The 20990-nt window shown below is 62.8% G+C and carries 19 protein-coding genes; 8 read left to right on the forward strand and 11 right to left on the reverse strand.

The features are described from left to right. Window positions 1-14: 14 nt before the first annotated feature. Window positions 15-836, forward strand: a complete 822-nt coding sequence (locus AC1RT2_RS21990; RefSeq protein WP_493105310.1) for a transglutaminase family protein — start codon at window positions 15-17, stop codon at window positions 834-836. A gap of 75 nt (window positions 837-911) precedes the next feature. Here AC1RT2_RS21990 and araD read toward each other — a convergent pair whose 3' ends face one another. From araD to chvE, 6 genes are all read right to left on the reverse strand, one after another. Next, complete coding sequence (araD, locus tag AC1RT2_RS21995) at window positions 912-2651, reverse strand: L-arabinonate dehydratase (protein ID WP_493105312.1); 1740 nt, start codon at window positions 2649-2651, stop codon at window positions 912-914. Between the two features lie 48 nt (window positions 2652-2699). After that, complete coding sequence (locus tag AC1RT2_RS22000) at window positions 2700-4133, reverse strand: aldehyde dehydrogenase family protein (protein ID WP_493105314.1); 1434 nt, start codon at window positions 4131-4133, stop codon at window positions 2700-2702. A gap of 52 nt (window positions 4134-4185) precedes the next feature. Beyond that, entirely contained in the window at window positions 4186-5181 is a 996-nt protein-coding gene (gene araD1, locus AC1RT2_RS22005) for an AraD1 family protein (protein ID WP_493105316.1), read from the reverse strand. A gap of 129 nt (window positions 5182-5310) precedes the next feature. After that, window positions 5311-6519, reverse strand: coding sequence for a multiple monosaccharide ABC transporter permease (gene mmsB, locus AC1RT2_RS22010; RefSeq protein ID WP_493105318.1), 1209 nt, complete (start codon window positions 6517-6519; stop codon window positions 5311-5313). Continuing rightward, window positions 6519-8054 (reverse strand): multiple monosaccharide ABC transporter ATP-binding protein, encoded by a 1536-nt coding sequence (gene mmsA / locus AC1RT2_RS22015; protein ID WP_069057961.1) that lies wholly within the window; start codon window positions 8052-8054, stop codon window positions 6519-6521. Before mmsA ends, mmsB begins: the two co-directional genes overlap by 1 nt. Window positions 8055-8175: 121 nt before the next feature. Then, window positions 8176-9249: a multiple monosaccharide ABC transporter substrate-binding protein gene (gene chvE, locus AC1RT2_RS22020; protein WP_493105321.1), complete on the reverse strand. Its 1074-nt coding sequence runs from the start codon at window positions 9247-9249 to the stop codon at window positions 8176-8178. Between the two features lie 255 nt (window positions 9250-9504). Here chvE and AC1RT2_RS22025 point away from each other — a divergent pair, with 255 nt between their 5' ends. Together AC1RT2_RS22025 and AC1RT2_RS22030 are read left to right on the forward strand one after the other, a co-directional pair. After that, on the forward strand, window positions 9505-10512 hold the full coding sequence (locus AC1RT2_RS22025; RefSeq protein ID WP_493105323.1) for a LysR family transcriptional regulator: 1008 nt from the start codon (window positions 9505-9507) through the stop codon (window positions 10510-10512). A 14-nt stretch (window positions 10513-10526) separates the two neighbouring features. Beyond that, window positions 10527-11036, forward strand: coding sequence for a hypothetical protein (locus AC1RT2_RS22030; RefSeq protein WP_493105325.1), 510 nt, complete (start codon window positions 10527-10529; stop codon window positions 11034-11036). On the opposite strand, the gene AC1RT2_RS22035 is transcribed toward AC1RT2_RS22030, so the two are convergent. The 5 genes from AC1RT2_RS22035 to AC1RT2_RS22055 form a co-directional block, all read right to left on the reverse strand. Beyond that, complete coding sequence (locus tag AC1RT2_RS22035) at window positions 11033-11263, reverse strand: hypothetical protein (RefSeq protein WP_069057958.1); 231 nt, start codon at window positions 11261-11263, stop codon at window positions 11033-11035. The genes AC1RT2_RS22030 and AC1RT2_RS22035 overlap by 4 nt on opposite strands. A 64-nt stretch (window positions 11264-11327) precedes the next feature. Beyond that, window positions 11328-12122, reverse strand: a complete 795-nt coding sequence (locus AC1RT2_RS22040; protein ID WP_493105328.1) for a 3-methyl-2-oxobutanoate hydroxymethyltransferase — start codon at window positions 12120-12122, stop codon at window positions 11328-11330. 24 nt (window positions 12123-12146) lie between these two features. Continuing rightward, complete coding sequence (locus AC1RT2_RS22045) at window positions 12147-13370, reverse strand: NAD(P)/FAD-dependent oxidoreductase (RefSeq protein WP_493105330.1); 1224 nt, start codon at window positions 13368-13370, stop codon at window positions 12147-12149. A gap of 22 nt (window positions 13371-13392) precedes the next feature. Then, window positions 13393-13707: a MocE family 2Fe-2S type ferredoxin gene (locus AC1RT2_RS22050; RefSeq protein ID WP_493105332.1), complete on the reverse strand. Its 315-nt coding sequence runs from the start codon at window positions 13705-13707 to the stop codon at window positions 13393-13395. Window positions 13708-13732: 25 nt separating this feature from the next. Beyond that, entirely contained in the window at window positions 13733-14833 is a 1101-nt protein-coding gene (locus tag AC1RT2_RS22055) for a fatty acid desaturase family protein (protein ID WP_493105334.1), read from the reverse strand. 146 nt (window positions 14834-14979) lie between these two features. Between AC1RT2_RS22055 and AC1RT2_RS22060 the strand changes: the two genes are divergently transcribed. The 5 genes from AC1RT2_RS22060 to AC1RT2_RS22080 all read left to right on the forward strand — a co-directional run bounded on the left by AC1RT2_RS22060 (window position 14980) and on the right by AC1RT2_RS22080 (window position 20894). Further along, window positions 14980-16011 carry a LacI family DNA-binding transcriptional regulator gene (locus AC1RT2_RS22060; protein WP_493105336.1) on the forward strand — a complete coding sequence of 344 codons (1032 nt, stop codon included), beginning with the start codon at window positions 14980-14982 and terminating at the stop codon, window positions 16009-16011. A 162-nt stretch (window positions 16012-16173) separates the two neighbouring features. Further along, entirely contained in the window at window positions 16174-16986 is an 813-nt protein-coding gene (locus tag AC1RT2_RS22065) for a TIM barrel protein (protein ID WP_493105338.1), read from the forward strand. A 251-nt stretch (window positions 16987-17237) separates the two neighbouring features. Then, a complete protein-coding gene (locus AC1RT2_RS22070) occupies window positions 17238-18167 on the forward strand; it encodes a sugar ABC transporter substrate-binding protein (protein WP_069057952.1) in 930 nt (309 codons plus the stop codon). Window positions 18168-18271: 104 nt separating this feature from the next. Further along, window positions 18272-19810 (forward strand): sugar ABC transporter ATP-binding protein, encoded by a 1539-nt coding sequence (locus AC1RT2_RS22075; protein WP_493105340.1) that lies wholly within the window; start codon window positions 18272-18274, stop codon window positions 19808-19810. Window positions 19811-19874: 64 nt separating this feature from the next. Beyond that, window positions 19875-20894 (forward strand): ABC transporter permease, encoded by a 1020-nt coding sequence (locus AC1RT2_RS22080; protein WP_493105342.1) that lies wholly within the window; start codon window positions 19875-19877, stop codon window positions 20892-20894. The last annotated feature ends 96 nt before the right edge of the window (window positions 20895-20990 follow it).

Below are 20990 nucleotides of genomic sequence, written 5' to 3' on the forward strand. Positions count from 1 at the left end.
ACACGGGGGCGAACATGCGACTGAAGATCAGCCACACGACGGAATATCACTATGACGATCCGGTGCAGTATTCGCTGCAACGGCTCCGGCTCACGCCGAAGACCCAGCCGGGACAAACCGTGCGCGCGTGGAAGACCACCGTGCACGGCGCCCGCCTTGAGGCCGGCTACACCGACCATTTCGGCAACCACGTCGATCTGGTCAGCACCAATGCCGAACAAGTGACGATCCGCATCGTCGCCGAGGGCGAGGTCGATACGGAGGACCGGGCCGGCGTCTTCGGCCCGCACCAGGGTTTCGTGCCGCTTTGGCTTTATCTGCGCGAAACACCGCTGACCAAACCGAGCAAGCTGATCCGCGAGCTTGCCAAGGCGTCGGCCGGCGAAAACGAGCTGGCGCGCATGCACGCCCTGATGGGGACGATCCATGCGACCGTCGCCTACAGGCCGGGCGAAACCGGATCAGAAACGACGGCTGAACAGGCACTGGAGATGAAGCAGGGCGTGTGCCAGGATCATGCACATATCCTCCTGTCCGCGGCACGCCACCTCGGCATTCCTGCCCGCTACGTCTCGGGCTACCTGCTGATGGAAGCACCCGAACAGACCGCAAGCCACGCCTGGGCGGAGGTGCACCTTCAGGGCCTCGGCTGGGTGGGCTTCGATGCGGCGAACGATATCTGCCCGGACGCCCGCTATGTCCGGCTGTCGACCGGCCTCGACTACCAGGACGCCGCCCCGATTTCCGGCATGGTGGTGGGCAAGGCGGCGGAAACGATGAGCGTATCCATCACGGTGGCATCGGCCGGTCAGAGCCAGTCGCAAAGCCAGAGCTGATACGACTGCCCCACAAAGATGGCGGGGTTTTCGCCCCGCCTCATCACTAAGATATCGACCTGAATCTGATGCGCCTCAGTGGCTGTCTTTGCCGACCGCACTGCCGCGGCAGCCCTTGAGGAAGTCGAGGTCGGCGCCGGTGTCGGCGCCCTGGACGTGCTGCTGGTGCAGCCAGGCATAGCCCGACGCGGGCAATTCGTGTTTCGGCTTCCATGCGGCGAGCCGGCGCGCCAGCTCTTCCTCGGGAATGTCGAGATGCAGGCGGCGGTTCGGTACGTCCAGCTCGATCATGTCGCCGTTTTGCACGACTGCAAGGGGACCGCCCACTGCAGCTTCCGGCGAGGTGTGCAGCACGACCGTGCCATAGGCCGTGCCCGACATGCGCGCATCGGAGATGCGCACCATGTCGGTGATGCCCTTTTTCAGCACTTTCGGAGGAAGCCCCATATTGCCGACCTCGGCCATGCCCGGATACCCCTTCGGGCCACAGTTCTTCATGACCATGACGCAGGTCTCGTCGATATCGAGACTGTCGTCGTTGATCTTGGCCTTGTAGTCGTCGATATCCTCGAACACCACGGCGCGGCCGCGATGCGTTAGCAGGTGCGGCGAGGCTGCGGACGGCTTCAGCACCGCCCCCTTCGGCGCGAGGTTACCGCGCACGACGACGATGCCGCCGGATTGCGTCAGCGCCTTTTCGGCGGGCAGGATGACGTCCTCGTTCCAGTTGACGACATCCTTGACCTCGTCCCAGACGGTTTCGCCAGAGACCGTGATCGCGTCCTTGTGCAGCAGGCCGGCTTCGCCGAGGCGCTTCAGCACGACGGGCAGACCACCAGCGTAGAAGAACTCCTCCATCAGGTATTTTCCCGACGGCATCAGGTTGACGATGGTCGGCACGTCGCGGCCACAGCGATCCCAATCGTCCAGCGTCAGGTCGATGCCGACGCGGCCGGCCATGGCCAGCAGGTGGATGACCGCATTTGTCGATCCACCGATCGCCGCGTTGGTGCGGATGGCGTTTTCAAAGGCCTGCTTCGTCATGATGTCGGAGGGCTTCAGGTCGTCCTTGACCATCTGCACGATGCGCCGGCCGGTGAGTTGCGCCATGACCTTACGGCGGGAATCGACGCCCGGGATTGCGGCATTGCCTGACAAAGCCATGCCAAGCGCTTCCGCCATGGAGGCCATGGTGGAGGCCGTGCCCATGGTGTTGCAGGTGCCCGACGAGCGGCTCATCGACGCTTCCGCCTCGAGGAACTCGTCCTGCGTCATCTCGCCGGCCTTCACCATCTCGGAGAACTTCCACAGATGCGTGCCGGAGCCAACGCGCTCGCCGCGGAAATAGCCATTCAGCATCGGACCGCCGGTAACCACGATCGACGGCAGGTCGACGGAGGCCGCCGCCATGATCAGCGACGGCGTGGTCTTGTCGCAGCCGACCATCAGCACGCAGCCATCCATCGGCTGGCCGCGGATCGTTTCCTCGATCGCAAGCGCCGCAAGATTGCGATACATCATCGCGGTCGGGCGGAAGGTGTTTTCGGAGGCTGAGAAAACAGGCACTTCCATCGGAAAGCCGCCAGCTTCCCAGATACCGGCTTTCACCTTTTCGGCAAGCTCACGCAGATGGCCGTTGCACGGCGTCATATCCGACCAGGTGTTGAGGATGCCGATAACCGGGCGACCGTCGAACAGGTCGTGCGGATAGCCCTGGTTCTTCATCCAGCCACGGTGATAGATCACGTCGCGGCTGGTGCCGCCGTACCATTCCTGTGATCTCAGCCTGCGTGGCCATTCCGCTTTCTTCGTCATCTTTCCAGTCCTTGAAGGGACCGCCCGAAAGGTCGGACGGCCTTTGTCTCACGCCAGGGTGTAGGCGGTCTTGACGGTTGTGTAGAATTCGTTGGCGTAGCGGCCTTGCTCGCGCGAGCCATGCGACGAGCCCTTGCGGCCGCCGAACGGCACGTGGAAATCGACGCCCGCCGTCGGCAGGTTGACCATGACCATGCCAGCCTCGGCATTGCGCTTGAAATGCGTGGCGTGCTTGAGGCTCGTCGTGGCGATGCCGGAGGACAGACCGAACGGCGTGTCGTTGGCGACGGCCAGCGCCTCCTCGTAATCCTTGACGCGGATGACGGCGGCGACAGGGCCGAAGATTTCCTCGCGCGCGATGCGCATGTCGTTCGTCGCCTCGGTGAAGAGCGCGGGCGCCAGATAGAAGCCGGGCGTGTCGCGCTTCAGCAACTCACCACCGAAGGCGAGTTTCGCGCCCTCTTGTCTGCCGATCTCGATGTAGTCCGTGTCCTGCTTCAGTTGGCTTTCATCGACGACCGGACCGATATGCGTGCCGGCCTTCAGCGCATCATCGACGACGACGCTCTTCAGGCGCTCACCGACGGCAGCGACGAACTTGTCGTGGATGCCTTCCGTCACGATGACGCGCGAGGAGGCCGTGCAGCGCTGGCCGGTGGAGAAGAAGGCCGAGTTCACAGCGGCTTCCACGGCGACGGTGAGGTCCGCATCGTCGAGCACGACGAAGGGGTTCTTGCCACCCATTTCGAGCTGGTATTTGCGGTTATGGTCGACGGAGGCGAGTGCGACGCGTTTGCCCGTGCCGGTGGAGCCGGTAAACGTGATGGCCTGCACGTCGGGGCTGTCGAGCATGATCTGGCCGACGACGGAACCCTTGCCCATGACGAGGTTCAGCACACCTTTCGGCAGGCCGGCACGGTGCAGGATATCGACGATCGCCCAGGAACAGCCGGGCACCAGTTCGGCCGGCTTGAAGACCACCGTGTTGCCGTAACACAGCGCCGGCGCGATCTTCCAGGCGGGAATGGCGATCGGGAAATTCCACGGCGTGATGATACCGACGACGCCGATCGGTTCGCGGGTGATCTCGACGCCGATGTTCGGGCGCACCGAGGGCAGCACTTCGCCGGCAAGGCGCAGGCACTCGCCTGCGAAGAAATCGAAGATCTGGCCGGCGCGCACCGTCTCGCCGATGCCTTCCGCCAGTGTCTTACCCTCTTCGCGCGACAGCAGGCGGCCGAGTTCGTCCTTGCGGGCGAGGATCTCGTCGGCCGTCTTGCGCAGGACCGCATGGCGCTCGAGGATGCCGGAGCGCGACCAGGCCGGGAAGGCAGCCTTCGCCGCCGCGATTGCCGCCTTGGTGTCCTCGACGGAGGCGCGGGCATATTCGCCCACCACGTCGTTGGTGTTCGACGGGTTGATGTTCCTGATCGCATCCGTGCCGACCCATTCGCCGGCAATCAGGTTCTGGTGGATGGTCATGGGCTGTCGAGCCTCCTGTGTGCCATGGCGGCCCGATAGGCCGTCGCATCGATTACAATTGGCGGATTTCGATCTCTTCTTCCTTGGCGATTGCCAGCGGATTGCGCAGCGGCAGGCCAAAACCATCGGCGCCGATTTCGAACACATCGCCTTCTTCCGTGCGGATACCGTCGCCGAAGGATAGCGTCGCCGTGCCGAACATGTGGACGTGAATGTCCCCCGGCGCACGGAACAGGCCGTATTTGAAATGATGGTATTCCAGGTTGGCGAAGGTGTGGGACATGTTCGCCTCGCCCGAGACGAACGGCTTTTCCCAGAGCACCTTGCCGCCACGCACGATGCGCGAGAAGCCGCGGATATCGTCCGGTGCCGCACCCACGCGGATTTCCGGACCGAAGCTCGCCTGCCGCAGCTTCGAATGGGCGAGATAGAGGTAGTTGATGCGCTCCGTTACGTGGTCGGAGAACTCGTTCGACACGGCAAAGCCGATACGGAACGGCGCGCCATCGGCGGCGATGATGTAGATGCCGGCCATCTCCGGCTCTTCGCCGCCATCAAGCGCGAAAGAGGGCGAGGTCAAGGCTGCACCGGGTGCGACGGCCTGGCTGCCATTGCCCTTGTAGAACCATTCCGGCTGCACGCCCTTTTCTCCGGCTTTCGGCTTGCCGTTTTCGAGGCCCATGCGGAACATCTTCATCGAATCCGTCAGCGTCTCTTCAGCCGCTTCCGACGTCTTCTTGTGCATGGAATCGCGGGTCGCGGCGGAGCCGAGATGGGTGAGCCCCGTACCGGTCAGGTGCAGGTGTGCCGCGTCCGGATGGGTGATCGGCGACAGCAGACGGCCGTCGGAATAGGCCGATTCGAGGTTGACCTCGTCGCCAAGGCCCTTGGCCTCGATGACGGCCTTCAGAGACTGGCCTCTGTTGGCGGCTTCCAGCGCCAGCGCATAGACGCTGTCCGCACCGTTCACCGCGCGGCCCGTGCCGCCCTCTTCCCGCACGACCACGGTGATCGAGCCGTCAGCATTTGCTACCTGCGAAATCAGCATTTCCTAGTCCTTCCTGGAGCCGGCTCGCGCCAAAGCTCCGCACCTGCGGTGGACAGACGCCACCGCACCGGCCGCCTCAAGCAGCCCGTCAAACACGCATGCAATTCAGATGGCTGGCCGGTTGCCCGATCAGCCCTTGTTCTTGTTGTAGACGTCGAAGAACACGGCAGCGAGCAGCACCAGACCCTTGATCAGCTGCTGGTAATCGATGCCGATGCCCATGATCGACATGCCGTTGTTCATGACGCCCATGATGAAGGCGCCGATGACCGCGCCGGTGATCTTGCCGACGCCGCCGGATGCAGACGCGCCGCCGATGAAGCAGGCCGCGATGACGTCGAGCTCGAAGCCGACGCCGGCCTTCGGCGTCGCCGAGTTGAGGCGGGCCGCGATGATCATGCCGGCAAGGGCCGCGAGCGCACCCATATTGACGAAGGTGTAGAAGGTCAGCCGCTCGGTGTTGATGCCCGAAAGCTTCGCTGCCTTCTCGTTGCCGCCCATCGCGTAGATGCGTCGGCCGATCGTCGTGCGGGTCGTCACGAAGGTGTAGAGCACGATCAGCACGCCCATGATGACGAGCACGTTCGGCAGGCCGCGATAGGTGGAAAGCTGGAAGCCGAGGAAGATCGCGACTGCGCCGATGATCGCCATCTGCACGGCGAAGAAGGCGAAGGGCTCGTTTTCGGTCTCATGCACGGCGTTCATGCGCCGCTCGCGCAGGCCGGCATAGACCGCGTAGGCGACGAGCAGGACGATCATCACGAGGGCGAAGTAGTTCTTGATCAGGCTCGTCGCCGGGTCGGTGATCGACAGGAAGTCCGGCACGAAACCCGTGGAGAGGATCTGGAAATCCTTCGGGAACGGGCCGACCGGGCGGCCGCCGAGCACGACATAGGTCATGCCGCGGAAAACCAGCATGCCGGCGAGCGTCACGATGAAGGAGGGGATCTTCTGGTAGGCGACCCAATAGCCTTGCGCCGCCCCCATGATCGCGCCGACGAGGATGCAGAGCGGCACGACAATGACCGCCGGCAACCCCCATTTCACCAGCATGATTGCCGATATGGCGCCGGTGAAGGCGACGATGGAGCCGACCGACAGGTCGATATGTCCCGCCACGATGATCAGCAGCATGCCGAGCGCCATGATGACGATGAACGAGTTCTGCAGCACCAGGTTGGTGATGTTGACCGGGCGGAAGAGCACGCCGTTGGTGAGGATCTGGAAGAAGATCATGATCACCACGAGCGCGACCAACAGGCCGTATTCGCGGATGTTCTTCTTGAGGTACTCTCCCACCGAAGGCTGGGCTCTCTGGGTCGATGTATCGGTGGCCATTAGTGTTTCTCCCCGGAGCGCATGATGGCGCGCATGATGGATTCTTGGCTTGCTTCGGCCTTGGAGAGCTCGGCCACGATGCGTCCTTCGTTCATGACATAGATGCGATCGCAGGTCCCGAGCAGTTCCGGCATCTCCGACGAGATCATCAGGATGCCCTTGCCCTCGGCGGCAAGCTGGTTGATGATTGTATAGATTTCGAACTTAGCGCCGACATCGATGCCGCGCGTCGGTTCATCGAGGATCAAAACCTCGGGATTGGTGAAGAGCCACTTCGACAGCACGACCTTCTGCTGGTTGCCGCCGGAAAGATTGACCGCTTCCTGATAGATCGAATGCGAGCGGATGCGCAGCTTCGAGCGGTAGCCCGCCGCGACCTTGGCTTCCTGGTGGTTGTCGATCACCGTCGCATTCGACACGCCCTTGAGATTGGCCAGCGTCGTGTTGTGCATGATGTTGTTGATCAGCACGAGACCGAGATGCTTGCGGTCCTCGGTGACATAGGCGAGACCCGCCTTGATCGCCTTCTGGATCGTGCTGACATCGACAGGCTTGCCGTGCATCAGGACATCGCCGGTGATCTTGTGGCCCCAGGACCGGCCGAAAATGCTCATCGCCGTTTCGGTGCGGCCGGCGCCCATCAGCCCGGCAATGCCGACGACTTCGCCGGCGCGCACGTTGAAGCTGACATCGTGCAGGAACTGCCGGTCGCGGTGGTGCTGGTGGAAGACGTTCCAGTTCTTCACTTCCAGCAGCGTCTCGCCGATCTTCGGCTCGCGCGCCGGGTAGCGATCTTCCATCGCACGACCGACCATGCCCTTGATGATGCGGTCTTCGGAAATATCCTCGTTATGACAGTCGAGCGTCTCGACCGTACCGCCGTCGCGCAGGATGGTGATCTGGTCGGCGACCTTTTTGATCTCGTTCAGCTTGTGCGAGATGATGATCGAGGTCATGCCCTGTGCACGGAACTCCGTCAGCAGCTTCAGGAGCGCGTCGGAATCCTTCTCGTTGAGCGAGGCGGTCGGCTCGTCGAGAATGAGCAGGCGCACCTTTTTCGAAAGCGCCTTGGCGATCTCGACGAGCTGCTGCTTGCCGACGCCGATATCGGTGATCAGCGTGCCTGGCGGCTCCTTGAGGCCCACCTTGTTCAGCAGTTCCTGCGTGCGGCGGAACGCCAGTTTCCAGTCGATGATGCCGTTCGTCGCCACCTCGTTGCCGAGAAAGATGTTTTCGGCGATCGACAGAAGCGGCACGAGCGCCAGCTCCTGGTGGATGATGATGATGCCCAGATGCTCGCTGTCGGAGATCGTGGAAAAGCGACGGACTTCGCCGTCGAAATGGATTTCCCCCTCATAGGAGCCGGCCGGATAGACGCCGCTCAACACTTTCATGAGGGTAGATTTGCCGGCGCCATTCTCGCCGACAAGGGCGTGGATCTCGCCCTCGCGGACCTTCAGGTTGACGTTGTCGAGCGCCTTTACGCCCGGAAACGTCTTCGTGATGCCACGCATTTCGAGAAGGGTTTTGCTCATTGACAGTTTCCAGCGGCCATCCGCCACCATGAGGCGGGGAAACCGAGCCTATTCGCTCTGCGATCCGGAGAAAAGAGGGTTCGCGCAACATGGCGCGAACCCCGGAGAGTGGAAAGAACGATTAGTTCTTCAGCTGGTCGGCCGTGTAGTAGGCGGAGTCCGTGACGAGGATCTTCTCGGCATTGGACTTGTCGACGGCAACCGGCTTCAGGAGGTAGGACGGGATGACCTTGACGCCGTTGTCATAGGTCTTCGTGTCGTTCACTTCCGGCTCCTTGCCTTCCAGGATGGCGTTGACCATGCTGACGGTGACCTTGGCCAGTTCGCGGGTGTCCTTGAAGACCGTCGAGTACTGCTCGTCGGCAAGGATCGACTTGACGGACGGCAGTTCGGCGTCCTGGCCGGTGACGATCGCCATCGGCTGGTCGCCCGAGCCGTAGCCGACGCCCTTCAGGGCCGACAGGATACCAATGGAGAGACCATCGTAGGGCGACAGAACGCCATCAACGCGGCCGTCGGTGTAGGTCGAGGACAGCAGGTTTTCCATGCGGGCCTGGGCAACGGCACCATCCCAACGCAGCGTACCGACAGTTTCCATGCCGGTCTGGCCCGACTTGACGACGATCGCGCCGCTATCGATCAGCGGCTGGATGACCGACATCGCGCCATCGTAGAAGAAGAAGGCATTGTTATCGTCCGGCGAACCGCCGAAGAGTTCGACGTTCCACGGCTTGGTATCCGGGAACTTAGCCTTCAGGCCGTCGACGAGGCTGGTGGCCTGCAGAACGCCGACCTGGAAGTTGTCGAAGGTGGCGTAGTAGTCGACATTGCCCGAGTCGCGGATGAGGCGGTCATAGGCGATGACCTTCACGCCGGCATCGGCAGACTTCTGCAGGATGTCGGACAGCGTCGTGCCGTCGATGGCGCCGATGACGAGAACCTTGGCACCCTTGGTGACCATGTTTTCGATCTGGGCGAGCTGGTTCGGAATGTCGTCGTCAGCAAACTGCAGGTCCGGCGTATAACCGGCGTCCTTGAACAACTTTTCCATCGTCTCGCCATCGGAAATCCAGCGGGTCGAGGTCTTGGTGGGCATGGAGATGCCGACCATGCCCTTGTCCTGGGCAAAGGACGGCGCAACGAACGACGCAACGCTGATGGCAGCGGCGGCGAGAAGCGAAGTGATCAGTTTCATTGAAAGGTCTCTCCCTTGTGCGCACTGACCGGAATTGCGGCCAGGCATTGTTCTGTGCACGGGCGGGGTCGCTTTCAGGCGACGGCCTGGACTGGTGGGCCAAAAGCCCGCCGATCCCCACTCCCAAGGACCCCAGCGCACATTGCCGCAACGTCGTACGAATTGCCATAACTGTCAAATGCAATAAGCTTCTAAAGTGATATCAAATTTGATATACCATGGGGCAAATGTACTATTTTATGAAACGAGGTAAACATGCGCTTGCAAGAGGACAGGGACGAGCCACTTTTTCCAGGCGAAGATGGCGACAACCTTCAGGGCGTCGCCCTGCTGCGCAGCGGCCTGAAGCTCAGCCATCTCCGCATGATCGTGGCAATCGAGGAGCACAGCCAGGTGAGTGCCGCCGCCGATGCGCTGAACATCTCGCAGCCCGCCGCCTCCCGCATGCTGACGGAAATGGAAACGATCCTCAAGGCCCAGCTCTGCGAGCGTGTATCGCGCGGTGTCGCGCTCACCGCCTTCGGCCGGGCCTTCGCGCGGCGCGCCCGCACCATCCTGCTCGAGCTGCGTGAGGTCGACCGCGAGCTTTCCGCGCTGAAATCCGGCACCGGCGGTTCGGTCTTCCTCGGTTCGGTGACGGCGCCGGCGATCAGCCTTGCCGTGCCGGCCATCCAGCAGGTGAGTGCCGCCTATCCCGGCATCGAGGTGAACGTGCGCGTGGAGACAAGCAACGTTCTCGCCCACGAACTGCTTGCCGCAAGGCAGGATTTCATCATCGCCCGCGTACCGGACGATCTTAACCCGCGCCTGTTCAACGTCACCGAGATCGGCATCGAAAAGGCCTGTCTCATCGTGCGCAAGGGTCACCCGCTGACGGAAAAGTCCGTCGTCGGCCTTGCCGACCTGCCGCATTATGACTGGGTGTTCCAGCCGGCCGGCACGCTGCTTAGGCGGCGCATCGAGGAACTGTTCATCGCGGCGGGCGTCGCCCTGCCCTCCACAGTCGTCAACACCTCGTCCATCCTGTTGACCACCGCCATCGTCTGCGGCTCGAACGCGATCGCCCCCGTCGCCCGCGACATGGCGGTCTTCATCGCCGATGTCGGCGCGCAGGCGGGTGAAATCAGCATCCTCAACACCGACTTCGAAATCGACATCAAGCCATACAGCCTCATTTCCGTGAAAGGTAGGGCGCTGCCCCCGAGCGCCAAACTGCTCTATGATCTGATCTTGCAACGCAGCCGGATGCTTTCGCCCGACTGAGCGAAGGAGACACCATGTTCGGCCTGACCGTTTTTGAATCCGTGCTCGAAAGGCTGAAGGCCGAGGCACGCGAAGCCGCTGAAGAGAATGGCGACCACGACACTTTTGAAGACGAAGGCCTTGGAGAAATCCGCGGCCTGACCTCCGGCTTTGCCGGTCTGGGCACGGGTGCGACCTTCATGTCCGGCTCGCAGGCCGCTGCCGCCTATCTGGATCTTTATGAAGATCCCGCGCCAATCCCGCCCGAGCCGCAAAGCCCGCCGATGATCGAGCCCCCACCCGCACCGCCGCCGCATCTGCTGCGCACGGAACCAGACCAGGTCGCGGAAGACCTGGCCTTGAATGGCAAGGAAAGCGTGGACGACCTGCTGGCGCGCCGGCGCAGTTTTGCGCGCGACAACCATCCCGACCGCGCGCCGGAGGATCTGCGCATCAATGCAACGCTGCGCATGAAGATCGCCAACATGCTGATCGACGAGACGATCCGGCGGATCAATGTCGAGAAGAGTTTTGGGCTGCGTTAACTCTTTGTCTCGCCGCCCTGTTCCGGCGGCTTTTCCGCCGGATCGGAGGGCTTGAAGAACAGGATGAGGTTCGCGAACACATAGGCCGTCACGACGAGGAAGATCGTGCCCCAGGTCTGCTCGTTGTTGTAGAATTCCACACCCGTCCAGGCTGCACAGACCGCGACCAGAAGCACCCGCCGCCAGAGTGGACGGTAGAACGGATGGTCGGTGTCGATGATTTTCATGAACGTCTCCTCAGGCCTTCGACCGCCTACATAGGCGGTTTTCCCACAGGAGGGAACCGGCTTTTCAGGCGTCGAGACGGTCGAGGAACGAGGCCAGTTCCGCAGGCTCGATGCCGACGAGATGCCCCTTCTCCGGATAGGCGCCGGAGCGCACGTCTTCGGCATATTCCTTGAAGGCTGCGATGCGCTCCTGCTGGAGCCGGTCATGTTCAGCCGCGAAGTTGCGGTAGACCTTGGCGTGGCGCGGATAATGGCCACGGTTCTGGCCGAGAATGTCGTCCGCGAAGAGATATTGCGCATCACATCCGGTGCCGGCCCCCATCGAGAGCATGACGAGCGAGGTCTTGGCGCTGATTGCGGCGGCGATTTCGCCTGGCACAACCTCGATTTCAGCGGCAAAGGCGCCAGCCTCTTCCAGCGCCTTGACCTGGCGCCAGATTTCCAGTGCGCTTTCCGCCGTCTTGCCGACGGCCTTGAAGCCGCCCGTCCATGTCGCCTTGGAGGGAATGAGGCCGACATGGCCGCAGACCGGGATGCCTTCCTCCCGCAGGCGCCGCACCGTCGAAAGGCCGGCCGCGCAATAGACGGCATCCCCACCTGCCTTCATCGCCTGGAAGGCGCCGCGCAGATAGTCGTCCGTCGTGACGAGATCACCATATTCGAGCCCGGGGAAGGCAAAGACGGTTGGTGCCGCCTCGCGGAAGGCGGGGCCGAGCAGTGCCGGCGGCACGGAGACGAGGTCGATGTCCGCCTGCTCGGCGGCCGCGGCCTCTTCCAGCGTCACGACGCGCAGCATGGTGAGCTGGCGCTTGCCCTTCATAGCCTGAAGGTCGGCGACCGTCGGTCTCTTGGTCTTCACTGTCATCTCCCAGGGTATCGCCGGTCAGGCGGCGAACAGTTTCTTGAGCTTGGTTTCGGGTGCCGCAAGCTCGGCCGGGTCGGGATGGACGCGCGCGGCAATCAGCATTTCGGCAAGCCGGATGTCGCGGGCAACCACGTTGCCCTGCCCGATGCCACTCGCCGCGATCAGCCGGCCCTCGGCGTCGAGGTGGAACAGGATGAAGGCCCCCTCGCCCACCTCGCGCCGCACGGTCATGGCCGCACCATCGGCAAGCCCGGCAATCTGCAGCGTCATGTCGTACTGGTCCGACCAGAACCACGGAACGGCGGCGTGCGCTTCCGCGCCGCCGAGCATATTAGCCGCGGCGAGTTGGCCCTGTTCCTGCGCATTGCGCCAGGATTCGAGGCGAATGCGGCGGTCGCCATAGAGCGGCAACGGATAGGACGTGCAGTCGCCGGCGGCAAAGATATCGGGATCGGACGTGCGCAGCAGGCCATCCACCGCGATGCCATTTTCAACCGCAAGACCGGCCGCTTCCGCCAGCTCCGTGTTCGGCACAGCGCCGATACCCACAACGAGCAGGTTTGCCGAAACGATCCGCCCGCCTTCCAGCGTGATGCACACCTCGCCCGGCAATTCCTCGACCCCGGCGACCTTGGCGCCACACAAGATCTCCACCCCTTCGGCGACATGCCGGTTTGCGACGATCGCTGCGATCTCAGCCGGCACGCCGCGGCTCAGCACGCGCGGCAGGCCTTCGATGAGGGTCACGGTCGCGCCGAGCGTGCGTGCACTTGCGGCGAGCTCGAGGCCGATGAAGCCGCCGCCGAGAATGGCGACATGGCTGCCCTCCACCAGATGCGCGCGAATACGTGCAGCATCGTCATGGCTGCGCAGCGCGGCGATGCGCCCGCCATGGCGCGTGCCCGGCAAGGCGCGTGGCCGGGCGCCGGTGGCAAGCAGCAGCCTGTCATAGGGGAGTGCGGCGCCGTCATCGAACAGGATGCGGTTGCCGGCACGGTCGATTTCCAGAACGGTGCGATCGGTAAGCACGTCGATCCGTGCCTCGACATAGCGCACCGCTTCGGCAACGAGCTTCGGGGCGGCCCCGGCGACCAGGGCATCCTTGGACAGCGGCGGGCGCTCGTAAGGCAGGTGGACTTCGCTGCCGATCAGCGTGATCGCGCCATCGAACCCTTTTTCGCGGAGCGCAAAAGCCGCGCGCGCGCCGCATTCACCGGCGCCGACGATGACGAAATTCGCCATGAAACGATCCTCCCGAGAGATACTAGAGCCCGATGAAGACGGTGCCGCCTTCGACCTTGACCGGATAGGTCCTGAGATCGACGCAGACGGGGGCGCCCTTGGCCTCGCCGGTCTTGTAGTTGAAGCGGCCGTTGTGCTTGGGACATTCGATGACGTGATCCATCACGAGCCCATCAGCGAGATGGATCTTCTCATGGGTGCAGAGGCCGTCCGTCGCGTGATAGGTGTCTTCCGGGCTGCGATAGATCGCAAAGGTGCGTCCGGAATGATCGAAGCGGATGACATCCTCTTCGTCGATCTCGTCTGCCGCGCAGACCTCGATCCAGGTATCGCTCATGGTCATCTCCTCCAGTGAATGCTTGTTATTCGGCAGCCACGACGGCTGGCTCGGCATGAAACTCTTCCTTGTAGGGCCGTGCCGTCGCAGGCAGGTCGCGCTTCAGGAAGTAGTCCTCGTTGCGCAGCTGGCGCAGGAAGGCGGGGATCATTTCACGGTAGCCGTGCCACATGGACGGGTTCGGCGTCGGCAGGTCATGCTTGATCATGGCGTGCAGCCGCGGCAGCGCGTGGTAGGGGATCATCGGGAACATGTGGTGCTCCACATGGTAGTTCATGTTCCAGTAGATGAACCGGCTGAACGGGTTCATGTAGACCGTGCGGCTGTTCAGCCGATGGTCCGTGACATTGTCCGCCAGGCCACCGTGCTGGAGCAGGCCCGTCAGCACGTGATGCCAGGCACCATAGAGGCGTGGCAGGCCGATCAGCATGGCCGGCAGGATCGACCCCGTGGCGAAACAGAGGGCGATGGTCGCGACATAAATCGCAAGCCAGATGCGGGCGATACGGATCGCCTTTGGCTGCTCCGATTCCGGCACGAAGGTCTTTTCCGCAGCACTCATCACGCCTGATGCATTGCGCACCATATCGACGACGGCGTGCCACGCGTCGAGCAGGCCAAAGAAGTTCAGCACCAGGCGCAGAAGATCCGGCGGGCGCATGACCGCGATTTCCGGGTCGCGGCCGACGATGACCGTGTCGGTGTGGTGGCGCGTATGGCTCCAGCGCCAGGTGACGGGATTGCGCATGATCATGAAGCAGGCGATCTGGTAGACCGCGTCGTTCATCCACAGCGTCTTGAAGGCCGTACCATGGCCGCATTCGTGCCAGCGGGAATCCGACGCCGAACCGTAGAGCACGCCATAGACCAGGAAGAACGGCACCGCCCACCAGGTTCCCCAGAACCAGATCCCGGCGGCGGCCGTGACGAGCATCGTGCCGAGCCAGATCGCGGTATCGCGGATCGCCGGCCCGTCGCTGCGCTGCATCAGTGCCTTCATCTCCTTGCGCGGGATGTCGGTGTGATACCACTCGGCGGCAGCCAGCCCATTGGCAACGGCAGCTTCGGCATCGCGGCCAAGAAGGCTGTAGTCCCGCTTCGTCGGCTTCATCGCTCTCTCCTCCATGCGGGGCGCTCTCCAGCGGCCCGTCTCGTCTCATGCACAAACGATAGCGCCGCTGCTTGCATCTCTCAATCCTGCCATGATAGAATGCGTCAAATTCCATCATTCACTATCATTCGATCCTGATGGAAACTTTCAGGGAGGGGAACATGGCGTCGCGGCCCACCATAACGGACCTGGCCAACGCAGCCGGCGTCAGCGTGGCAACGGTCGACCGGGTGCTGAACGGTCGCCACAAGGTGCGCGAGGAGACCGCGCGCCGCGTCTATGACGCCGCCAACGCGATCGGCTATCACGCGATCGGCCTCATCCGGCAGCGGGTCTTCGAGGACCTGCCGCAATACCGGCTGGGCTTCAGCTTCCAGCGCCCCAGCCAGGCCTTCTACCAGAACTTTGCCCGCGAGATCGAAATCGCCTGCAATGCCTGCACCACTGCGCGCATCATTCCGCAGATCGACTTCATCAATGCGCAGACCCCGGCTGCGATGACGGAAATGCTGCGCCAGCTTTCAGCACGCAACCAGGCACTCGCCGTCGTCGCCCCCGACTACCCGGCAACCACGACGATGGCGGAAGACCTGAAAACCCGCGGCATCCCGCTGTTCTGCCTGCTCTCCGACTTCGCCATGGACGTGCGCCAGGGCTATATCGGCCTCAACAATATGAAGGTCGGGCGCACGGCGGCCTGGATGATCGCCAAGGGCGCCAGACGGCCGGGCAAGGTGGCGATTTTCGTCGGCAGCCACCGGTTCCACGGCCATGAACTGCGCGAAATGGGCTTCCGCTCCTTCTTCCGCGAGAAAGGCCAGGATTTCGAGGTGCTGGATACGCTGGTCAATCTCGACACCAGCGAGATCACCCACGAGGCGACCGCCAACCTGCTCGCCCAGCATCCCGACCTCGTCGGCCTCTATGTCGCCGGCGGCGGCATGGAAGGGGCGATTTCAGCAATCCGCGAGGAGGGTTTTGCGGGCAAGGTACAGCTGATCGTCAATGAACTGACGCCGGAATCGAAGGCAGGGCTGGCGGACGATATCGTCACAATGGCGATCAACACCCCCCTGCCCGCCCTGTGCCGTGAACTCGTTTCGCTGATGGTCAGCGCCATAGAAAAGGGCCCTTCGGCCGTGCCGGGGCAGACCTTCCTGCCCTTCGACATCTTCCTGCCGGAGAATATCTGAAGCGGGGAATGATGGTTTTCCGTCATTCTCACGACTAATCTTTCAGCAATGAGGGCGGTCTTTCCGCCTTCGCCTTTGACGCCTGCAAAAGCCTTGCCGATCCTCATGCGTGCATGCGAGGCGCCCTGTCGGCAGCCTCGACGACCGGAGGACACCCATTCTATGCCCGCCCTGAATTTCGCCCTCAACCACATGACCGCCCCCGCCCTGAAGCTCGACGCCTTTTTCTCCCTTGCCGTCTCGCTGGGCATGACGGCCGTCGAAATCCGCAACGACCTCGACGGCAACGCCATTCTCGACGGCACGACGCCGAGCGACGTGAAATCCCTTGCCGAGCGTCACGGCGTCACGATCATCTCGATCAATGCCCTCCAGCGTTTCAACGAGTGGACGCCGGCCCGCGCGGCCGAAGCAAAGGAGCTCATCGACTACGCCGCGGCCTGTGGTGCCCGAGCGCTCGTGCTCGTGCCCAAGAACGACGGCACCGGCCAGGCGGATGGCGAGCGGCAGGCAAACCTCCGCGAAGCGCTGACCGCCCTGAAGCCCCTGCTGGATGCCGCCGGCATCATCGGCCTGGTCGAGCCGCTCGGCTTCGAAATCTGCTCGTTACGCTCGAAGCGCGAGGCCGCCGAAGCGATCAAGGCGGTGGGCGGGGAACAGACATTCCGCCTCGTGCACGACACGTTCCATCATCATCTGGCCGGCGAGCCAGATCTCTTTGCCGACCTGACCGGCCTGGTCCACATTTCCGGCGTCGAAGACCCTGCCGTCTCCGTTTCCGACATGCGGGACGGCCATCGCGTTCTGGTCGGACCGGAAGACCTGCTCGAAAATATCAGCCAGATCAAGGCCTTGCTTTCCGCGGGCTATACCGGTCCACTGTCCTTCGAGCCGTTCTCGCCGGCCGTCCACGGCGTCGCCGACCCCAAGGCTGCGGTCACGCAAAGCGTCGCCTATATCAGCGAGAACGTCTGAGTTCCCTTGCCGGCGGTGAGCCCGCCGGCACTTTTCCCCAAGCATGGGACGATGCCGCGCCGGAAAAAATGGAACGGGCTTGACGTTGTATCGAGAAAATGGAATAAACATTCCGTAAGACGGAATTCGCGGTTTGTTTATTCTGTTTTGGCCCCTGCCTCCCGGGAGGAGCAAGGGCCGGGCTGCCCAAGGGTCAGCTTTCCGGCCAAGTCGGTGGTGCCGCCGGACACCACGTTGAGGAGGAGAACGACATGAAAAAATTCATTCTGAGCTCGGCGCTTGCCGTGATGATGTCCACCGCCGCCCACGCCGAAACGATCGGCGTCTCGATGGCGCTGTTCGACGACAACTTCCTGACCGTTCTGCGCAACGGCATGACCGACTATGCCAAGACGCTCGACGGCGTCGAACTGCAGATCGAAGACGCCCAGAACGACGTCGCCAAGCAGCAGAGCCAAGTCCAGAACTTCATCGCTTCCGGCGTCAGCGCCATCATCGTGAACCCGGTTGACACCGACGCGACGGCCGCTCTCTCCAAGGCCGCAGCGGACGCCGGCATCCCGCTCGTCTACGTCAATCGCGAGCCGGCGAACGTCAACGAACTGCCGGAAAAGCAGGCTTTCGTCGCGTCCAACGAAGTGGAATCCGGCACGCTGGAAACCAAGGAAGTCTGCCGCCTGCTGAACGGCAAGGGTAAGGTCATCGTCATGATGGGCGAACTGTCCAACCAGGCCGCCCGCGTGCGCACGCAGGACATCAAGGACGTGATCGCAACCGACGAGTGCAAGGGTCTCGAAATCGTCGAGGAGCAGACCGCCAACTGGTCGCGTACCCAGGGTTCCGACCTTATGACCAACTGGCTCTCCGCCGGTCTGGAATTCGATGCCGTCATCTCCAACAATGACGAAATGGCCATCGGCGCTATCCAGGCGCTGAAGGCTGCTGGCCGCTCGATGGACAGCGTCGTCATTGCCGGCATCGACGCCACGCAGGACGCCCTTGCCGCCATGGCAGCCGGCGACCTCGACGTGACGGTGTTCCAGGATGCTGCCGGCCAGGGCAAGGGCTCGGTCGATGCCGCACTCAAGCTCGCCAAGGGCGAAAAGGTAGACACCAAGGTCTACATCCCCTTCCAGCTCGTGACGCCGGCCAACATCGCCGACTTCCAGGCCAAGAACTGATCGGCTCACCGATCTCTTGAAAGCCAGTTAGACTATGAAGGACGCGCGCACGCTGGCGTGCGCGCGTCCGACCCGTTTCAGGTTGCTCCGGGAGGGAGGGGACGATGGTCAGTCCGACCACCATGGCCGCGGTTCGTGCTAGCGGCGCCATTCCGAATGCTGAATATCTCTTGTCTGCGGAGGGTATCCGCAAGGAATTCCCGGGGGTCGTCGCGCTTGACGACGTCCAGTTCAAGCTGAGGCGCGGCTCCGTGCATGCGCTGATGGGCGAGAACGGTGCCGGAAAATCCACGCTGATGAAGATCCTTGCCGGTATCTACACGCCCGACCAGGGCGAAGTGCTGCTCAAGGGCCAGAAGATCCGCCTGAAATCGCCGCTCGACGCGCTGGAGAACGGCATCGCCATGATCCATCAGGAGCTGAACCTGATGCCCTTCATGACGGTTGCGGAAAACATCTGGATCCGCCGCGAACCCAAGAACCGCTTCGGCTTCGTCGACCACGGCGAGATGCACCGCAAGACGGCCGAACTCTTCAAACGCCTCAACATCGCGATGGACCCGGAAGTGCAGGTGCGTGACCTCTCCGTCGCCAACCGCCAGATGGTGGAGATCGCCAAGGCCGTTTCCTACGAATCCGACGTCCTCATCATGGACGAGCCGACCTCCGCGCTGACCGAGCGCGAGGTGGACCACCTCTTCACGATCATCCGCGACCTGCGCTCGCAGGGCATCGGCATCGTCTACATTACCCACAAGATGAACGAGCTGTTCGAAATCGCCGACGAGTTTTCGGTGTTCCGCGACGGCAAGTATATCGGCACGCATGCCTCCACCGACGTGACGCGCGACGATATTATCCGCATGATGGTCGGTCGTGAAATCACCCAGATGTTCCCGAAAGAGGACGTGCCGATCGGCGATGTCGTGCTGTCGGTCAAAAACCTCAACCTCAAGGGCGTTTTCCACGACGTGTCCTTCGATGTGCGTGCCGGTGAGATCCTCGGTGTTGCAGGCCTCGTCGGCTCGGGCCGCTCGAATGTCGCCGAAACGATTTTCGGCGTGACGCCGGCGACCTCGGGCACGATCTCGATCAACGGCAAGCAAGTCAGCATCGACAGCCCGAACACGGCGATCAAGCATCGCATGGCGTTCCTGACCGAAGACCGCAAGGACACCGGCTGTCTGCTGATCCTCGACATCCTGGAAAACATGCAAATTGCGGTGTTACAGGACAAATTCGTCAAGAACGGCTTCGTTTCCGAGGGCGCGCTGACGAAAGTCTGCGAGGAGATGAGCAAGAAGCTCAGGGTCAAGACGCCCAACCTGTCGGAGCGCATCGAGAACCTGTCGGGCGGCAACCAGCAGAAGGTGCTGATCGGCCGCTGGCTGTTGACCAACCCGCGCATCCTGATCCTCGACGAGCCGACCCGCGGTATCGACGTCGGCGCCAAGGCGGAAATCCACCGCTTCGTCACCGAACTCGCCAAGGACGGCGTCGCAGTCATCATGATCTCGTCGGAAATGCCAGAAGTGCTCGGCATGAGCGATCGCGTCATGGTCATGCACGAGGGCCGCGTCACCGGCATTCTCGACCGCGCGGAGGCGACGCAGGTCAAGGTCATGGAACTGGCAGCCCAGTAACAGCGGGTCCCAAGATTGGGCCAGTGAGATTTAAGGCCGCCGAGCGGCCCCAAGGGAGGTAATCATGAGCACGAATTCCGCCGCGCAGGCCCAGGCCGCTGCGCAGAAATCTGCCCGCCGGCTCCCGCCGGAACTCAACATCTTTCTCGTCTTGATCGGCATTGCGCTGGTCTACGAAATCCTCGGTTGGATCTTCGTCGGCCAGAGCTTCCTGATGAACCCGCAGCGCCTGACGATCATCATCCTGCAGGTCTCGGTCATCGGCATCATCGCGGTCGGCGTGACGCAGGTCATCATCACGGGCGGCATCGACCTCTCGTCCGGCTCCGTCGTCGGCATGACGGCGATGTTCACCGCCTCGCTGGCGCAAGCCTCCACCTGGCCGCGCGCACTCTATCCCTCGCTGACGGACCTGCCCTTCATCGTGCCTCTGGCGGTCGGGGTCGGCGTCGGCCTGCTTGCCGGCTTCGTCAACGGCCAGCTCATCGCCAAGACCAAGATCCCGCCCTTCATCGCCACCCTCGGCATGATGGTCTCGGCGCGTGGCATCTCCAAGTGGTACACCAAGGGCCAGCCGGTCTCGGGCCTGACGGAACAGTTCAATTTCATCGGCACCGGCATCTGGCCCGTCGTGATCTTCCTCGTCGTCGCCGTGATCTTCCACATCGCGCTGCGCTACACCCGCTACGGCAAGTTCACCTATGCGATCGGCGCCAATGTGCAGGCGGCCCGGGTCTCCGGCATCAACGTCGAATCGCACCTTGTGAAGGTCTACGCGATTGCCGGTGCACTCGCTGGCCTCGCCGGCGTCGTCACCGCCGCCCGCGCCCAGACAGCACAGGCCGGCATGGGCGTGATGTATGAACTCGATGCCATTGCCGCGACCGTCATCGGCGGCACCTCGCTTGCCGGTGGCGTCGGGCGCATCACCGGCACGGTCATCGGCACCGTCATCCTCGGCGTCATGACATCGGGCTTTACCTTCCTGCGCGTCGATGCTTTCTACCAGGAGATCGTCAAGGGCTTGATCATCGTGGCCGCCGTCGTCGTCGACGTCTACCGCCAGAAGAAGCGCAAGACCTGACATCCATTCCGCGAACTCCCGCGGCGCTTTTGCGGGGCGAGCGCATCGCCCCGTCCCTACCCCGCAAGGCTGAAACCTGCGGTCCACCTAGAGAGT

The organism is Shinella sp. GW821-FHT11G07 (genome assembly GCF_058808115.1).